The organism is Saprospiraceae bacterium, assembly GCA_016716185.1.
Classification (GTDB): Bacteria; Bacteroidota; Bacteroidia; order Chitinophagales; family Saprospiraceae; genus Vicinibacter.
Genome location: JADJWV010000003.1, coordinates 210,106 through 227,830 on the forward strand (window position 1 = coordinate 210,106; position 17,725 = coordinate 227,830).

A 17,725-nucleotide genomic window follows, 5' to 3' on the forward strand; every position below is an offset into this window, starting at 1 on the left:
TTTAATCGGGAGGTCGAAAAATCTACATTAAAAATCAAAGCTGCAAAAACATCCGTACCGGATCTTCCAATAATTCCTTCACTTTGACCAGGAAACGGACAGAAGAAGATCCATCGATGAGGCGATGATCGTAAGAGAGCGCCAGATACATCATAGGCCTGGCCACAATGGTTCCATTGACTACGACTGGCCTTTCTTTTATGGCATGCATTCCAAGTATTGCTGATTGCGGCTCGTTGAGGATAGGGGTACTCATTAAAGAACCGAATATGCCTCCATTGGTAATTGTAAACGTGCCTCCAGACATTTCATCCATTGTCAGCGAAGCCGTGCGGGCTTTGTCTGCAAGAATTTTCAATTGCTTCTCGAACTCATAGATGCTCATGTGTTCGACGTTTTTAACCGGAGGTACAACCAGCCCTTGAGGAGTGGAAATCGCAATGGCAATATCGACATAGTCGTGATAAATGATTTCTTCGCCTTCAATAAAAGCATTGACTTCGGGCATTTCAATCAGTACCTGGCTACAGGCTTTTGCAAAAAGCGACATAAAGCCGATTTTAATGCCGTGTTTTTTTTCGAAATCTTCGTTGTATTTCTTTCTGAGTTCAATTAATGCTGACATATCCACTTCATTAAAGGTCGTCAGCATAGCGGTCTGATTGCGGGCATTTACCAGGCGTTTGGAAATGGTTCGACGCATCCGGCTCATTTTCTCTCGTCTGGTATTTCGAAGATCTGCTGAAGTTAATACTGCATCCAATTTTATTTCCTTTCCGGATTCCAGGAATGTATCATCTTCAGAAATGGATTTATGGGATGATGCCATTAAGGCATCCTGTTTTGTGATTCGACCTCCTTTTCCTGTACCAGGTATTTTAGATACAGAAATTTCTGCTTCTCTTAAAATTTTAGCTGCAGACGGGGCTGCAATTTTATCAACTTTAGATTCCTGTTCAGAAACTTGAGTGCGAATGGTCGTTGAATGATTTTCAATCGGAGTCATCATTGAAGTATCGATGTGGGCAACCAGCGCACCAATCGGCAGATCCTCTCCTTCCCTGGCAACGTGCACCAATTTTCCTGAAGCTTCTGAAGGAAATTCAAGTGTGGCTTTATCTGAATCAAATTCACAAATCGGTTCATCCAATTGCACGACGCTTCCATCCGGTTTCAACCACCTGGAAAGGGTAACTTCGGTAATGGATTCTCCGATAGGAGGTACCTTTAATTCAATGATGGCCATATTTGCAATGTTTTTGTAAAAATAATTTATTAGGAGCTAAACTCTGGACTGATCCATAATTCTGATTATTAACCACATCTAAACGGGCATTGTTCATTTAACATTCTATTTAATTCCATTTGACATACAAGATTAAATTCCGGTCTAACTTGCATAATCATAAACTCCGGATGGAAAAGCGGCGTTTAATTTTTAAAAAATTCGATAGTTCTGAACGGATATGAAGAGGACGTTTAAGTATTACCGGATCATGTGGATCCGGCATGATCTGTCCGCCGGAATTTCAGTGTTTTTAATTGCCTTGCCCTTATGCCTGGGGATTGCACTTGCCTCAAATGCACCCGCTTATGCCGGTGTGCTTTCAGGTATCATTGGTGGGATCGTAGTTGGTCTGATCAGCAAATCGCCGTTTGCGGTTTCGGGTCCTGCGGCCGGGTTAACTACGGTTGTTGCAGCCGCTATCATTGGAATGGGTGATTTCAGATTATTTTTATTGTCCGTTTGCATTGCTGGATTATTTCAAATCCTTTTGGCTATTTTCAAAGTAGGAGTCCTTGTTCATTATTTCCCCTCTTCTGTGATCAAAGGAATGTTGGCAGCGATCGGGATTTTACTGATATCCAAACAAATTCCAATAGCTCTCGGATATGACCAACCCGATTTTTGGACGAGTGGATTTCTCGAAGTTTTTGAATCTAAAAATTTTTTAGGCAATCTTTCAAATTTCTGGGATCACCTGAGTGTATCTACCATTCTCATTACGGCTTTTTCTTTGGGAATATTAATTTATTTCAGGAATACGCGCCACAAAAAGTTAAGGAGCCTGCCCGCTCCATTTTTTGTCGTCGCTTTCGGAATATTCGCCGCTTTTCTTTTATCAAATTTAGAACTTGGAATGGTTCTGAAACCAACCCAAATGGTTGAAGTTCCGCTTCGTATTTTTGATGACCTGGTATTTCCGGATTTTTCAAAACTGTTTTCATCGGTTGAGATTTGGGAAACGGGATTGACCCTTGGCTTGTTGGCTTCCCTGGAAACGCTGCTTTGTATTGATGCCATGGATAAACTGGATCCGCACAATCGCATCACGCCTGTAAACCGGGAATTATTTGCACAAGGTGTGGGAAATCTACTCTGCGGAATTCTGGGCGCTATACCACTCACTGCAGTAGTTGTAAGAGGTTCGGCAAATATGGAAGCAGGAGCAAGAACCAAAATGTCTGCCATTACCCATGGCTTTTTATTACTTCTTGCTGTTGTTTTGTTTCCGATTGTTCTCAATAAAATCCCCTATGCTTCTCTTGGTGCCATATTGCTGGTGACAGGTTATTATCTGACCAAACCGAAATTGTATAAAAACATGTTTTCAATTGGATCGAATCAGTATTTGCCATTTTTAATTACCATATTTATGATCCTGATGACCAACTTACTAATAGGTGTGAGCATTGGATTGTTACTTTCGATCTATTATATTGTACAGAAAAATTTTAAAGCGGAATATAAATTGTCTCACACCAGACAGGAAGGCATAGATGCATACACGGTCAAACTCAACACCAATGTAACATTTCTAAACAAAGTGAATTTGCGAAAGGTATTGGATGAAATTCCGGAATACAGCATACTGAATATCGATGGCAGAGATTGTAATTTTCTTGATTATGACATTCTGGAGATCATTAGTGACTTTCACAACAAAGCAAGGGACAGACACATTGAATTGCATCTGATGGGTATACAAAAAGTTGAATCGTTTTCCATTCACGATTGACAGGACTGGGTGCTCAATTTAATATTTGAATCTATCCAGGTCTTATTTATTTTGATTAAGAGCGTCCGTTAGCAATTCAGCGAATTTATCGGGGGAGCAGGCAAAACAGGGAATTCTAAAACTATTCAATTTGTGGGCAAGTGACATATCGTATTCCGGGATGCCATTGTCCGACAAACTCAACAGGCAAAACATACTTGCACCTCTTTCCAACAACCATTGAATCTGTTTGAGAAGAGGGTCCTTACTGCCCCCTTCAAATAGATCGCTGACTAAAAAGATGAGACAATCAGAAGGATTTCTGATTTTTTGAGCTGTATAGCTCATGGCCAATCCAATATCGGTACCACCCCCACAAGCAGTACTGAATAAAAGGTTAACAGGATCATCGTATTTTCCCGAGAGATCAGATACTTCAGTATTGAAAAAAATAAGATGTGTTTCAATGGTCTTTAAGGAAGCCAGAACAGAAGAAATGATTGCAGAATAAATCATGCTTTCCACCATGGATTCCGAAGTGTCGACCAGGATAAAAATTTCTGGAAGCCGATTTCCCTTGCGGTAACCATACCATTGTTCGGGTATGATGGATTTAATTTCGTTGTTATAGTGCCTCAAATTCCTTTGGATAGTTTTTTTCCAGTCGATTTGGCCCGATTCAGGCAACAAGGGTTTAGATACGGGAACCTTTGCCTTTTGTATGGCTGGTATCAACTTATTTTTTATTTTTTGCTCGATCTCAGCAACGATTTGCTGAACAAGCTTCCTTGCTACATTCCTGGTTTTATCGGGCAGCAGATGCTGGAACTGAAGAATATTGGCAACCATCGATACGGAAGGTTCGATTTTTTCCAAAAGTTCGGGTTCCAGCAGCATTTCTTTGACTCCCTGTCGTTCTAATGCATCCTGTTGCATGATCTGAACAACTTCCGATGGAAAATGTAAGCGGATGCCATCCAGCCATTTCTTTATTTTCAGCGGTGATTTGCCAAACCCCGATGTGCCTTTTCCGCCATACACTGCATCCAGAAGTTGTTCAACTTCCTTAAATTCATGCTCCTGTTCGTCGTTTTTTGGTTCTTCGGAATCATCGCCTAAAACCAATTTCCATCGTTGCAGAGGATTGAGTTCCATACCATGCAAAATTAGTATTTTTACAAGCTTTTATTGAATCGTATGAGCAGTTATCTGAAGTGGTTTTTTTCTATTGCATTCAGCTGGTTAATCTGGTTTTCTTTAATGCGAATATGTTTTTTGGTTTCCGCATATTTTTTCAATTATCAGATTGAAGCCGGTGAAGTGGTAAAAATTTTATTTCAGGGAATGTATATGGATGCTTCTATGGCTGGATATCTGATGTTGATCCCTTTGTTGCTTTTTTTTGTAAAAGATTATATTCCTTATTCAAAGATAATTTTCTACTATCACTTGATTTTTTCAGGCATCATTTCAATACTTTATAGCGCAGATGCAGTGTTATACAAGGAGTGGGGTTACAGGATGGATAAAACGGCTTTTATATATCTGGCAAACTTTAAAGAGGCGGGAAATTTTATTGCGTTTTCCAATGTATTGATAGGGATTTCATTAATAGGATTATATTTCTATGTAGCCTGTGTTCTTTTTAAAAAAATAAAGATCGAACCAAGTCAATTACAAAAAAAGAGCATCTATTTATTCAACTTGGTTTTCCTTCCGGCCATGATTTTGCCGATCAGAGGTGGAACCGGTATCATACCCATGAATCCTGGTAAAGTATATTTCAGTACACATGCCATTTCAAACCATGCTGCACTTAATGTTCCGTGGAATCTGTTATACAGCATCAATAAAACAAGAAAATCAGATCACGAGATTCAGTTTATGGAATCAGAAGAAGCAGATCGCATTTTAAAGGCAAATAAGAGCCTGGAACTCACACCCAGACCTTTATTTATCAGTTCGCAGCGTCCGAAAATTCTGATGTTTATATTGGAGAGTTTCACTTCGAATCTGATCTTTCGTGAATTTCGGGGTTCAGAAATTACCCCGGGCCTTAACCGGTATTTTAAAACAGGCATTTATTTTAAAAATGCATATGCATCAGGCGACCGGACAGAAATGGGGCTTGCTGCCAGTTTAAGCGGGTTTCCTGCGCAACCATTTTCTTCCATATTGCATTATCCCGATAAAACACAACGATTGCCTTCACTTATTCCTGATTTAAAAAAACAAGGATACCGTACTTCATTTTATTATGGGGGTGATGTCAGTTTCGCAAACATGAATACTTTTCTACTGAATGCTGGTTGCGATGAAATTTTAGATAAAAATGATTTTCCAAGTTCCAGTTACAACGCAAAATGGGGAGTTCATGATCATATTCTGTTTGAAAAAGTATATAGTGAAGTTATTGCAGATACGTCCCGTTTTTTCAAAATCTGTCTAAGTTTGAGCAGTCATCCTCCCTATGATGTACCCGAACCCACCCAATGGGAGGGAATCAGCGAAGAAACGCAGTTTCTCAATACTGCTTATTATACAGATAAATATTTGACTCTTTTTCTCGATAAGTTGCAGAAAGATCCGGTCTGGAATGAGCTTTTGGTGGTCATCGTGGCAGATCATGGAGCGAGATTGCCTGGAAATTTTGAATATCATACACCAGAAAAGTTTCACATTCCACTTTGGTTGGGTGGTGGCGTTGTGCAAAAGGACAGCAGCATACAAACAGTAGTGAGTCAATCAGACTTGCCGGGAATAATGCTCAATGAACTGGGATTAACTTCTGAAAAGTATTTGTTTTCAAATTCATTGGGCACTGTCAAAATACCATTTGCATATTATGCATTTAATAAAGGCTATGGTATGGTAGATTCCTGTGGGAGCGCATCCTGGAATTTGGAGCCACACCATTTGCTTTTATCTCATGGAGAACCGTGCGCAACTGAAATTCTCGGAAAAGCTTTTGTACAAAAAGTGGTAGGAAGTTTTCAGAAGTTGTAAATAGGCTTATCTATTCAAATGCGGTCAATTTTAAATTTTTGCAGCGTTCTTCTTTAGTTTTTAATGGTATGTAACTGGCACAAGCCAAATGCAAAAATGGGTTTATCGATTGGTTTAGTTTTTCTTTTCAGCAATAAAAAACAACTCGTTTCCGGCACGAGGAGGAATGCTGTTGTTGCAACTTTCCATTTTCAGAAGTCTGAACCGCTTCTCAAACAAATTCCTGTATTCATCGCGATCCCCTCCGAAAGGTGGCCCTTCAACTTTAAATGGTGAAGCGAAAAGCAAACCTGCTACTTGACCTCCGTCGTTCAACAGAGACGCACAATGGTCTATGTAATCCAGTCTGCGATCCGGATGCAAGGCACAAAAGAATGTTTGTTCGAGAATGAAATCATAAGTACCCTGGTGTTCAAAAAAATCATTGCATATGCAATTTACCCGGGGATATTTCTTAAACTTCTGATGCAACATTTCGACAGCAGCAGGAGAAATATCGATTAGGCTGATGTTGGTGAATCCCATTTCTACCAATGCCTCGGCTTCGTATGCATTGCCACATCCCGGAATTAGAATTTTAAGATTTTTGTCCGTAAAATCTTTCATGTAATCCAATAAAGCCGGAGATGCATAACCAATATCCCATCCGGTTTGCCCGTTCAGCCATCTTTGGTTCCAGTATTCTTTATTAAGATCGTTCATCAAATTAATTATATTTATGTGAAGCACTATTATTCAAGCTCGTTAAAATATTTTTTAATAAGAGGATATAAATTTACCTTATTTGACATAAAACCTCACCAGAACGGGATAATGGTCTGAATATGGCATATGCAGAACTTTATGAGTACAAAAAATGATTTCTTTCAGGTCACCTAAAACATAATCTATTCGAAGCCCGGGTAAGGCTCCTGCATAAGTGGTTCCCAATCCGAACCCACACTCTAAAAAGCTATCATTCCGGTCTCCTGCAAGAATTTTATAACTGTGTGAAAATGGAGTATCGTTAAAGTCTCCTGCAATTACACAGGGTTTGTCACAGAAAGATGCATCTTCATTTACCATCGCAGCCTGTTTAGACCTGACGATCGCACTGTTCTTGTACTTTCGCAGCATGTTTTTCAAATTGCCAATGGTTTCTTCATCGCCTTCGTCCTGATCTTTTGTGATGGCCGTAACTTCTTTAGTGATCTGATTACTTTGTAAATGTAAACTATACACACGAACCGTTTTTCCCTGCAATAAAATATCTACCCACAAACAACTGTTAGTTTTCTTTCCAAAATCTATTTTGCCTTTGTCGAGAATGGGAAATTTTGAATAAATAGCGGCGCCATGCTGCAGCAAATAATGAAAATAAGGGTAGATTCCGGCTTTGTTAATGATCTCATCCGCAAAAAAATTATCCTCCTGTACGCAAAGCACATCCGGATCGTGTTGTCGGATGAATGAAATGAATTTGTTTTTCTTCATTTGCATAATGGCAGCAGAAGTATCTTTTAATTGCTTTAGCCCATACACGTTGTAACTCATGAGACTGATGGGTTCTTTTTGGCATTTGTTGGCCGTTGAGGGTTCACCAAAACTAAACATCAGCAGAAGTGGATTCCATCCCAATAACAGGGTAAGGATTGGCAGCCATATATTTTTCCAATGAAAGAATAACCAGAATAATGCCAATAAAATATTGATGATAAAAACAACAGGAATGAATAAACTCGATATGGAGAACATCCAGAAAACTGAAGGCTCCAGACCTACCATGATATATATGACCACACATACAAAGAACCAAACGATATTTAAGGATAAAATAAATCTAAGCATGATTCACTCTTTACTCCTTCGATCGAGAAAGGATCTTTCTTCTTCACTTAAAGCCTGAATTCCCTGTTTATGTATTTTATCCAGAATTTTATTCAATCGGTCTTCACCAGGTTTTTCAGAGTCGTGGCCGGATTCCCGTTTCTGAAACTTTACAGTCCTTGATTTTTTCGTGGATTTTGGGATTGAAAATTGTTGGATAAAATCCATCTGTATGCCTTTTCGCAGAAACACGATGTAAAGATAACCCCACAAGGCCCCGCCCAGATGTGCAAAGTGTCCGCCGGAATTGCTGTTTTGTCCTGCAAATAAAATATCCAGTACCAGGATGATCATGGCTAAGTATTTAAGCTGGACATTTCCAAAAATAAACAGTCGGATGTTGTATGTTGGAGAGATGGTTGCTGCTGCAAACAACAAGCCGTTGACAGCGGCTGATGCACCGTAGGCGTGTACTTCAATATGCTTGTACCAGGGGATGAATTGTGCCGAAATTAAAAACACCAGGGCTCCGAAGAGTGCAGCTTCAAAGAAAATATATTTCGAATGCCGGTGTCCAATCAGATCTTCTACAATTCCGGCAAACCAATAAAGCCACATCATATTCCAAAGTAAATGGAAGAATCCCTCGTGAACGAAGATGTGGGTAAGCCAAACCCAAATATGCCAGACATTATCCATCCACTCCGAAGACAAACTTACTGAATGAATGATATCGTAATAAGCTACGCCTGCTATTCCGCCGTTGCTAAAAGTGAACCAGGCCTTTAAAACATTGAGCAATAAAAAAACCACAATACAAATGGCAATGCACTGGATCCAGAATCCTCCGGTCTTTAGTTTATATCGAATGTCTTTGAGAATTGAATCAAACATATCAGGGTCGGGCACGCCAAAAATACAACAATATAAATCCCATCAAGGCCCCACCCAAATGCGCGTAGTGGGCGATTCCCGTATGGTAACCGCTTAAACCCCAGATCAAATCACCTGCCAGAAAAAACATAGCGAGATATTTAGCTTTCACGGGTATGGGTATAAACAAAAGACTCATGGGTAGATTTGGATACAAATATGCAAGACCGATAAACAAACCATTGATCGCTCCGGAAGCGCCAACCACCGGAATATATGCTTCTGATTCTGCACCCATATATTGAATGATAATAAATTTAGACAAGATGTGCAGGATGGCACCACCCAATCCACAAGCCAGATAATAGGCCGTAAATTTTTTAGTTCCCAGACTTTGTTCCATGAGTGGCCCAATGAAAAATAAGGACAACATGTTGAAAAGCAAATGATTGGCACTGCCATGCATAAACATGTGTGTAATCACCTGCCAGGGCTGAAACATCGGTGTCCCGGGATAAAACAAATATAGCTGATGCTTGAAGTCAGCCATTATACTCAATGAAGCAAAAAATAAAATAATGTTGATAAACAGAAGATGTTTAACGGCGTCTGTAATTTGGAACATGCGTTAACTGAATTTTTTTTGTAATTCTTCAATACTCAAATGAAAGATACATTTTTTCCCGGAAGGACTGGTATAAGGTATTTCACAAAGAAACAACTGTTCAACAAGTTTTTCAATTTCTTCTGCTTGCAGAGTCTTATTTCTTTTCAGTGCTGCCGCGGAAGCCAGGGATTGGGCAATGTGATCCGTAAATGGTAGTTGTATTTCCTGATTCCGTTTGTATTCTTCCATTACATTTTCGACCAGTAATTGCTCGATGGAGGGAATTTTAATTTCCGCAGGAATACCATGAATCACAAATGAATTGCTGCCAAAGGCTTCGATTTCAAAACCGGCATAACTTAAAGGTTCGAGAATTTCATTCAATAAAGCAGCATCCTGAGTGGTGAGGTGCAAAGTCTGAGGGAAGAGCAATTTTTGCGTCAGGCGGGATTTCGATTGAATTCTCTGTTTGTAGTATTCGTATAGTATTCTTTCGCTTGCCAGGTGCTGGTCGATAATGGTAATCCCGGTATTCAGCTGCACGATGATGTAACTCGATAAATACTGATAGGCTTTGAATGAAGATGCGACTTCGCCCAGCTCCAGGTTTTGAACACCGGGGTCAGAATTCATTCGCGAATCAATAATTTGGGTTTGTTCCGTGGCCTCCGGGTCCTCAGATGGAAATGCAACCTGATCCCATCTGATATTTTTGGAGTTCTCTGCAATTGGGGAAAAACCCGATGCCATCACATGTTGGAATTCGCCGGTTAAAGCACGGTCGATTCCCGGATTTGCTGAATCAAAATCGATCATGGGGGTAAAACTGTACTGAGATAAGCTATACCTCACTGCCGCTTTTAGAAATTGATAGACCAGTTTATCTTCTTCAAATTTGATTTCATTTTTGGTTGGGTGGACATTGATATCGATTTTTTCGGGATCGATATTCAAAAACAATACATAAAACGGATATGTATCGTCCTGCAGGATCTGATCGTAGGCCGCCTGAACGGCATGTTGCAAATATGAACTCCTGATGGCTCGTCGGTTTACAAAAAGGTACTGCTCGCCCCTGGTTTTGCGCGCAATTTCAGGTTTGCCAATAAAGCCACTGATTTCCAGAACATCGGATTGAGGTTGCACCACCAACAATGCTTCCTGATATTTTTTTCCAAAAACTGCAATGATGCGCTGTTTCAGATTTGAAGGAGTCAGTTTGTATTTTATTTCATCATTGATCTGGAGACTGAATGAAATTTCAGGAAATGAAACAGCCTGATAAATAAACTCATCGACGATGTGTCTTAATTCAATCGAATCCGATTTGAGAAATTTCCGTCTTGCGGGCACATTAAAAAACAAGTTTTTAACCTGAATCTGAGTTCCCGGGTTGCAGGCACAAGGCTCCTGGTTTTTTATTTTGGATTCCGTGATCACAATCCGGGTACCGGTTACATGATCGTGAGGCTTCGTTTTTAATTCAACTTGTGCTACCGAGGCTATTGATGCCAGAGCTTCTCCTCTGAATCCTTTGGTTTGAATTTTAAAAAGATCATCGGCATTGAGAATTTTCGAAGTAGCATGCCGCTCAAATGCCATTCTCGCATCAGTAGGACTCATTCCGCATCCATTGTCGTGAATTTGAATCAGGGTTTTGCCGGCATCGCGGATCAGCAGCTTGATATCAGAAGCACCTGAATCGAGTGCATTATCAATGAGTTCCTTAACCACTGAAGCAGGTCTTTGGATCACTTCTCCTGCTGCAATTTGGTTGATCACTCCATCCGGTAAAAGTCTGATTATATCAGCCATATATGTTATCTAAAACAGGATGTAAGGTAAGGTGTTTTCACAGGACTACAATCTAACAAAATTCAAATTACTAAGGTTCTGAACCTTGAAAAATTAAAAATTCAAATATAGTTCATAGAGATGGATTGAATGTAGAGATAGAAAAACAAGTGAATTCCGTAAATTCATAATGGAGCAATCAAAAAGGAATTTAATTCGGCTATTTTCATTTTAGCCTATGAACTATTTCGGTTGATCAACCCGCCAACGAAATTCTTCGCGCTCCTTCAAGTCTTGTTATCTATATGACAGAAATTAGGCAACGAAATCTCCAATTTTCAACCTATGTTTGATATTCTAAAAGTCTAAAAGGTCGAAAGGTCGAAAGGTCGAAAGGTCGAAAGGTCGAAACTTCGAAAAGTCGAAAATACTTTTTTATTTCTCCCGCAGATCGCGCAGATCGCGCAGATTTTTCAAAATCATTTTTTTCAAAAGGTCGAAAGGTCAAAAGGTCGAAATCCCGATAAAATTGCATAATACTTCAGAAAAGAAATAATTAGCCTTATTTTATCGGGACGAAAGGTCGAAACTTCGAAAGGTCGAAACTTCGAAAGGTCGAAACTTCGAAAAGTCGAAAAGTCGAAAATACTTTTTTATTTCTCCCGCAGATCGCGCAGATCGCGCAGATTTTTCTAAATCATTTTTTTCAAAAGGTCGAAAGGTCAAAAGGTCAAAATCCCGACAAAATTGCATAATACTTCAGAAAAGAAATAGTTAGCCTTATTTTATCGGGACGAAAGGTCTAAAGGTCGAAACTTCGAAACTTCGAAAAGTCGAAAATACTTTTTTATTTCTCCCGCAGATCGCGCAGATCGCGCAGATTTTTCTAAATCATTTTTTTCAAAAGGTCGAAAGGTCTTTAGAAATGGCTTTCAACTTTTTGTAACTTCGCCGTTATGGAGCCCCTGATCAAAAAGATGACTGGCAACATGAATCATTGGTTGCGAACGATAAACGATTCATATAAAATTCCCAATGAAGAAAATATTCATGCTTTCAGATTGGTTATTAAGCAAATGAATGCTTATGCGCTGGTTTTGAAATTTCCTGACAAACAAAAGGAACACAAAGCATGCTTTCAACATTTAATAAAGGCATTCAGTATAGCAGGTAGAATCCGAAATGCAGAACTTCAGTTGGAGCACATTTCTGAACTAATGGAAGAAGAATTGAAGCCATTTGCAGAAGAAAAAAGAAAAACTTCGGACCAATCCAGATCCAGATTCCTAAAAAAACTCTCTCAACTTGAAAAAAACCAGCTGTTAAAATTCGTAACCGCTTTTATTTTCGAAGCCGAGCAATACGGGTCATCCAGACTTTTAATAAGATTGCAGAAAGTGTTGGAACTTCAATTTAAAAAACTGCAAAAACAGCTTGGCCATGCTCCTGATAAAATGGATTTACACCCCAGGCGCATTATCATAAGAAGAATACTCGAACTCCTCAATTTGATAAGCGATACCAGAGAAAACGAAGCGTTGCAAAAATTTATGGATTTGGTCAGGGAACTCAATAAAAAAATTGGTAACTGGCATGATGTCAAAAGTTTGTACAAATCCATTTCTATCCACCAAAAACAGCAAAAAGAGCATTCTGGAGCTCTTGAGCAGCTTCAATCTGAACTTCAAAAAGAAATGGTGAACTTGGAGATCGAAATCGATGAGCTATTTTCAGGTAGAAATTTGATATTCCAGACAGAAGCTCTTCCTGCAAACCACTGACATCGCTTTGCAAAAAACAGCGTATCTTTGCAACTTAGTTGCCCGCATGAGCGATTCCATCAAACACGAATGCGGTCTGGCTTTGATCAGACTGCTCAAACCATTAGATTATTACCAGGAGCGTTATGGGAGCTGTTTTTACGGCCTTCAAAAACTTCATCTGCTTATGCAAAAACAGAGGAATCGCGGCCAGGATGGAGCGGGTGTGGCTACGATAAAACTCAACATCGAACCTGGTAAAAAGTACATTTCCCGGAGAAGGAGTAATTCCTCAAATTATCTCCAGTCATTATTTGAGGGGGTGATGCAGCATTTTGAAGGCCTGGATGAATCTCAAATCACAAATGGAAAATGGCTTAAAGAGAACAAGCCATTTATGGGTGAAGTCTTGCTGGGTCATTTGCGCTATGGTACCCATGGCGACAACAGTATTGAAACCGTTCATCCCTTTATTCGCGAGAACAACTGGATCAGCAGAAACCTTGTACTTGCCGGCAACTTCAACATGACGAATGTGGAGGAGCTTTTTCAGAAACTCGTTTCACTCGGTCAATATCCCAAGATAAAATCTGATACCATCACTGTATTGGAAAAGATAGGACATTTTCTCGATGAAGAAGTGCAACAATTATTTGATTGGTATAAGCCCGAAGGATATACCCAACAACAAATCAATCCATTGATTTTCGAAAATCTCGATATATGCAATGTTCTCAACAAAGCTTCGAAAAAATTTGATGGAGGTTTTGTCATTGCCGGAATGATCGGACATGGAGATGCTTTTGTGTTGAGAGACCCCAATGGTATCCGGCCCGCTTTTTACTATCAAAATGAAGACATCGTTGCAGTGGCCTCTGAAAGACCTGCTTTGCAAACCGCTTTGGAAATTGGAGCAGAAGACATTAAAGAAATCAAACCGGGCAATGCATTGATCATTAAATTCAACGGACAGGTCAATGAAGAACTTTGTATTGAGCCCCGTATTAAAACCTCCTGTTCTTTCGAGCGGATCTATTTTTCGCGAGGAAATGATATCGATATTTATCAGGAGCGTAAAAATCTGGGAAGAGAATTGGTGCATGAATTGTTGCCGGCTATTTCCAACGACTTTGAAAATACGGTGTTTACCTCCATTCCAAATACCTCAGAATCAGCATTTGTAGGGCTTACAGAAGCATTACACGATCATTTGAATCGCGAAAAACTGGATGCGATTGTGCTTGGAAACGGTAGTCTTTCACCGGAAAAATTGCGAAGCATTGTCATGCAGAAACCCAGAATCGAGAAGTTGGTGGTTAAAGACGATAAAATGCGGACATTTATCGCAAATGATCATATTCGTGGAAAGCTGGTTTCCCATGTATACGATGTAACCTATGGAATCATCAGACCGGGAACAGATACCCTGGTTGCATTGGATGATTCTATTGTGAGGGGAACAACCTTGCGGGATAGTATTGTGCATATTTTATCTACCCTGAAACCGAAAAAGATCATCATCCTCTCTTCGGCCCCTCAAATCAGGTATCCGGACTGTTATGGAATTGACATGTCGCAGATGGGAAAGTTTGTTGCATTTCTGGCGCTGGTAGAATTGCTGCATGACCATAATAAAGAACATTTACTGGAAGAGACTTATGAAAAGTGTCTGGCACAGCAAGATTGGCCAGCCGAGAAAATGCAGAACCATCTCATCGATTTATATGCTGAATATCCTTACCAGATGATCTCTAAAAAAATAGGACAAATGCTGAAACCTGCCGGAAGCAATGTCGAAGTGGAAGTTATTTTCCAGACTTTGGAAGGCTTGCATAAATCCTGTCCCAATCACACCGGAGACTGGTATTTCAGTGGCAATTATCCTACACCCGGCGGGGTAAAAGTGGTAAATACCGCTTTTATCAATTTCATGCAGCACAATGATGTGCGTGCCTATTGACCAGGGTGTTAAGAGCCTAACAATTCTTTTACAATTGCAGATATATTTTTTCCATCGGCCTTTCCGGCTAATTGTTTGCTGGCCAGGCCCATCACTTTGCCCATATCTTTTGGACCCTGGGCACCTGAAGTCGCAATTAGATCTGCCAACACTGTGCGGAGTTCATCTGGAGACATCTGAGCAGGGAGATAGCGTTCAATAATTTGAATTTCTTCCCTTTCAACCTGAGCCAGATCTTCTCGCCCCTGTTTTTCGTAAATCTCCAGCGATTCCCTGCGCTGTTTAACAAGTTTCTGAAGAATTTGGATCGCTCTTTCATCATTTACTTCCTGGCCGCTTCCGTCCGTATTGGCCAATAAAATTGCAGCCTTAATGGCACGGATACCCCTGAGGGCAACCTGATCCTGAGCTTTCATGGCTTCTTTCAGATCGGTATTTATTTTTTCAGAAAAACTCATAATTCGTTAATTATCAATAACTAACATAAAAAATGAACCTTGCAAAGATTCCTTTGCAATGCTCATTATCATACAAACACTTATTATTTGTGGTCCCACTTGGGCTCGAACCAAGGACCCTCTGATTATGAGTCAGATGCTCTAACCGGCTGAGCTATGGGACCAAAAGCGGATGCAAAATTAAAGAAATATTTGTTTTAGTTAGCTCCAAGATGTGCTTCCGAAAATACATGGAGCTTATTACTATTTGGGTTAATTGATGTGATGCAGCCTATTTTCAATATGAAACCTTCTCGCCCTGATCAAATTCCACACACACACACTCACACACACACTCACACCGGATTCGCTATGGGACCAAAAGCGGATGCAAAATTAAAGAAATATTTGTTTTAGTTAGCTCCAAGATGTGCTTCCGAAAATACATGGAGCTTATTACTATTTGGGTTAATTGATGTGATGCAGCCTATTTTCAATATGAAACCTTCTCGTCCTGATCAAATTCCACACACACACTCACACACACACTCACACCGGATTCGCTATGGGACCACATACAAGCGCAAAAGTAAATAGTTTCGTAGTGGATTACCATAAAAATTGGAAATTAGTGGATTAAATATGCATATTTCAGCGAGATTCTAATTTTCATAATTTTTAGCGTAAACTTTATTCTATTTTTCTGCGTAAAATTTATTCATGATTAAAAACCTCCTGTTCGATTTTGGAAATGTGCTGTTTGATTTGGATGAAGCACGTACAGAGGAAAAGCTGATGCAGGTCCTGGATCCTGCTAAAATTTCCGATCTCTTCGAAAAAGTACTCCATCCCTTTGAGCGCGGCGAAATTTCAGAAGAAGCCTTTTTTAACAGATTGCAAAGGAGGTCAAAAGACCTCAAAGATGGATCGTATTATTACGAAGCCTGGAATGCTATGCTTTTGGGTATGCCCGAACATCGGTTTCAATGGTTGATGAATCTCCGAAAAACCTACCGCGTATTCTTACTCAGCAATATCAACATTACCCATTTACGAGCCGTGAAGAAAATGATTTATAACCAAACCGGCATCGACGATTTTGAATCTCATTATTTCGACAAAGTGTATTATTCCTTTGAAATCGGACTCAGAAAACCAGAATTAAAATGTTTTGAATTTGTGATGTCTCATTCCGGAATTCTGGGAAGTGAAACTTTATTTATTGACGACAAACCTGAAAACGTTCAGGCTGCATCAGATAGTGGATTTCATGCCAGCCTTCATGATGCTGAACAAGCAATCGAAGATAAAATCCTTGACTATCTTTCCCAATTTCAATAATGTATCACAGCACTGAAAATCTGATTCTCAAGCTCCGGCACTATTGCGCTTATCAGGACCGGAGTCAGCAGGAAGTAGAACAAAAGTTATTCAAACTGGGAGCAAATGAACAACAATCCGGTGAGGTAATTCTGCATTTAATTCAGGAAGGCTTTCTCAACGAAGAGCGATTTGCAAAATCCTATGCCCGTGGAAAATTTCGAATGCAGCAATGGGGACGAATGAAAATCATCAACGGACTCCGATCAAAAAATGTTTCAGAACCTTTGATACAAATCGCACTGAAGGAAATTGATGAGGAAGAATATCTGAAAACGCTGGAGCATTTAATTCGAAAATTTTACGGAAAATCCGAAGATGTCCAAAAGACGAAACAGAACTTATTGGCCAGGGGATTTGAGTATGAGTTGGTACTGAGTGTGATTGGGTTTTTGGACCTTTAGACTTTTTGTCTTTTTGACTTTTGGGCTATTTAGCATTCTAAGAAACAAGATTTATTAAAAGTACAGCAATGTTTTTAATTCAGATAGAATTATTTGTTTTAGAAAATGGCAATATTATTTAATAAAAAAAACACCACTCTCAATAAATTATTTCTTCTTTTCAACAAAATTAATAGATTTTATATGAAGATCTTGGTATCTTTATTTTTCTGATTTATTCTTAATAACATATTAAATTCCTATGAGAGATTACACCAGGCTCCACGCTTTCAAATTAGCTGATGAACTCGTTTTGAGTGTTTATCGCATCACTGCATTTTTTCCTAAAGAAGAAATATATGGATTAACAGCTCAGATCAGAAGGTCTATTTGTTCAGTAACCTTTAATATTGTAGAAGGAAGTTTTCGGGAAAGTCAAAAGGAATATGGCAGATTTTTAGAAATTGCTTTTTCTTCACTCAAAGAGTCCCACTACCAAATAAATTTAGCTTTCAGACTTCATTTTATTGATAATAAATCTTACGAAATTATTGATAAAAAATTTTTAACAGTGGAGAAACTGCTCGCTGCTCTATTGAGGTTTATTAAGAAATCGAATAAAAATGATATTGAAATATAAATATTCAATGGAAAAGTTAGATTTAGTTATAAATTTCTAAGCAGTTCAATATTCAAATTGAGGCTCAACACAAACCCAAA

The 17,725-nt window shown here is 39.3% G+C and carries 15 protein-coding genes and 1 tRNA gene; 7 read left to right on the forward strand and 9 right to left on the reverse strand.

What is annotated here, in order from left to right:
- Window positions 1–34: 34 nt before the first annotated feature.
- Window positions 35–1,246 (reverse strand): 2-oxoglutarate dehydrogenase complex dihydrolipoyllysine-residue succinyltransferase, encoded by a 1,212-nt coding sequence (odhB, locus tag IPM34_14115; protein ID MBK8956672.1) that lies wholly within the window; start codon window positions 1,244–1,246, stop codon window positions 35–37.
- Between the two features lie 220 nt (window positions 1,247–1,466).
- Here odhB and IPM34_14120 point away from each other — a divergent pair, with 220 nt between their 5' ends.
- Window positions 1,467–3,020, forward strand: coding sequence for a SulP family inorganic anion transporter (locus IPM34_14120; protein ID MBK8956673.1), 1,554 nt, complete (start codon window positions 1,467–1,469; stop codon window positions 3,018–3,020).
- 42 nt (window positions 3,021–3,062) lie between these two features.
- Here IPM34_14120 and IPM34_14125 read toward each other — a convergent pair whose 3' ends face one another.
- On the reverse strand, window positions 3,063–4,154 hold the full coding sequence (locus IPM34_14125) for a VWA domain-containing protein (GenBank protein ID MBK8956674.1): 1,092 nt from the start codon (window positions 4,152–4,154) through the stop codon (window positions 3,063–3,065).
- 42 nt (window positions 4,155–4,196) lie between these two features.
- On the opposite strand from IPM34_14125, the gene IPM34_14130 reads away from it, so the two are divergent.
- Window positions 4,197–6,005, forward strand: coding sequence for a sulfatase-like hydrolase/transferase (locus IPM34_14130; protein MBK8956675.1), 1,809 nt, complete (start codon window positions 4,197–4,199; stop codon window positions 6,003–6,005).
- Between the two features lie 114 nt (window positions 6,006–6,119).
- Here the strand turns inward: IPM34_14130 and IPM34_14135 are convergent, their stop codons facing one another.
- From IPM34_14135 to mutL, 5 genes are all read right to left on the reverse strand, one after another.
- Window positions 6,120–6,707 carry a methyltransferase gene (locus IPM34_14135; GenBank protein ID MBK8956676.1) on the reverse strand — a complete coding sequence of 196 codons (588 nt, stop codon included), beginning with the start codon at window positions 6,705–6,707 and terminating at the stop codon, window positions 6,120–6,122.
- A 78-nt stretch (window positions 6,708–6,785) separates the two neighbouring features.
- On the reverse strand, window positions 6,786–7,832 hold the full coding sequence (locus IPM34_14140; protein ID MBK8956677.1) for an endonuclease/exonuclease/phosphatase family protein: 1,047 nt from the start codon (window positions 7,830–7,832) through the stop codon (window positions 6,786–6,788).
- Window positions 7,833–7,835: 3 nt separating this feature from the next.
- Window positions 7,836–8,705, reverse strand: a complete 870-nt coding sequence (locus IPM34_14145; protein MBK8956678.1) for a rhomboid family intramembrane serine protease — start codon at window positions 8,703–8,705, stop codon at window positions 7,836–7,838.
- 1 nt (window position 8,706) lies between these two features.
- Window positions 8,707–9,309, reverse strand: a complete 603-nt coding sequence (locus IPM34_14150) for a rhomboid family intramembrane serine protease (GenBank protein MBK8956679.1) — start codon at window positions 9,307–9,309, stop codon at window positions 8,707–8,709.
- A 3-nt stretch (window positions 9,310–9,312) separates the two neighbouring features.
- Window positions 9,313–11,106 carry a DNA mismatch repair endonuclease MutL gene (gene mutL, locus IPM34_14155; GenBank protein MBK8956680.1) on the reverse strand — a complete coding sequence of 598 codons (1,794 nt, stop codon included), beginning with the start codon at window positions 11,104–11,106 and terminating at the stop codon, window positions 9,313–9,315.
- A gap of 935 nt (window positions 11,107–12,041) precedes the next feature.
- Here mutL and IPM34_14160 point away from each other — a divergent pair.
- Window positions 12,042–12,866 (forward strand): CHAD domain-containing protein, encoded by an 825-nt coding sequence (locus tag IPM34_14160; protein ID MBK8956681.1) that lies wholly within the window; start codon window positions 12,042–12,044, stop codon window positions 12,864–12,866.
- Between the two features lie 46 nt (window positions 12,867–12,912).
- Window positions 12,913–14,805 (forward strand): amidophosphoribosyltransferase, encoded by a 1,893-nt coding sequence (locus tag IPM34_14165; GenBank protein ID MBK8956682.1) that lies wholly within the window; start codon window positions 12,913–12,915, stop codon window positions 14,803–14,805.
- Between the two features lie 8 nt (window positions 14,806–14,813).
- On the opposite strand, the gene IPM34_14170 is transcribed toward IPM34_14165, so the two are convergent.
- A complete protein-coding gene (locus IPM34_14170; GenBank protein MBK8956683.1) occupies window positions 14,814–15,263 on the reverse strand; it encodes a GatB/YqeY domain-containing protein in 450 nt (149 codons plus the stop codon).
- Window positions 15,264–15,353: 90 nt separating this feature from the next.
- A tRNA-Ile gene (locus IPM34_14175) sits at window positions 15,354–15,427 on the reverse strand.
- 535 nt (window positions 15,428–15,962) lie between these two features.
- Here IPM34_14175 and IPM34_14180 point away from each other — a divergent pair.
- The 3 genes from IPM34_14180 (at window position 15,963) to IPM34_14190 (ending at window position 17,645) form a co-directional block, all read left to right on the forward strand.
- The gene (locus IPM34_14180; GenBank protein ID MBK8956684.1) at window positions 15,963–16,583 is read left to right on the forward strand and encodes an HAD family phosphatase; all 621 of its coding nucleotides are present in this window, start codon (window positions 15,963–15,965) and stop codon (window positions 16,581–16,583) included.
- Window positions 16,583–17,026: a RecX family transcriptional regulator gene (locus IPM34_14185; GenBank protein ID MBK8956685.1), complete on the forward strand. Its 444-nt coding sequence runs from the start codon at window positions 16,583–16,585 to the stop codon at window positions 17,024–17,026. The genes IPM34_14180 and IPM34_14185 overlap by 1 nt, the downstream gene beginning before the upstream one ends.
- 241 nt (window positions 17,027–17,267) lie before the next feature.
- Window positions 17,268–17,645, forward strand: a complete 378-nt coding sequence (locus IPM34_14190; GenBank protein MBK8956686.1) for a four helix bundle protein — start codon at window positions 17,268–17,270, stop codon at window positions 17,643–17,645.
- Window positions 17,646–17,725: the final 80 nt, after the last annotated feature.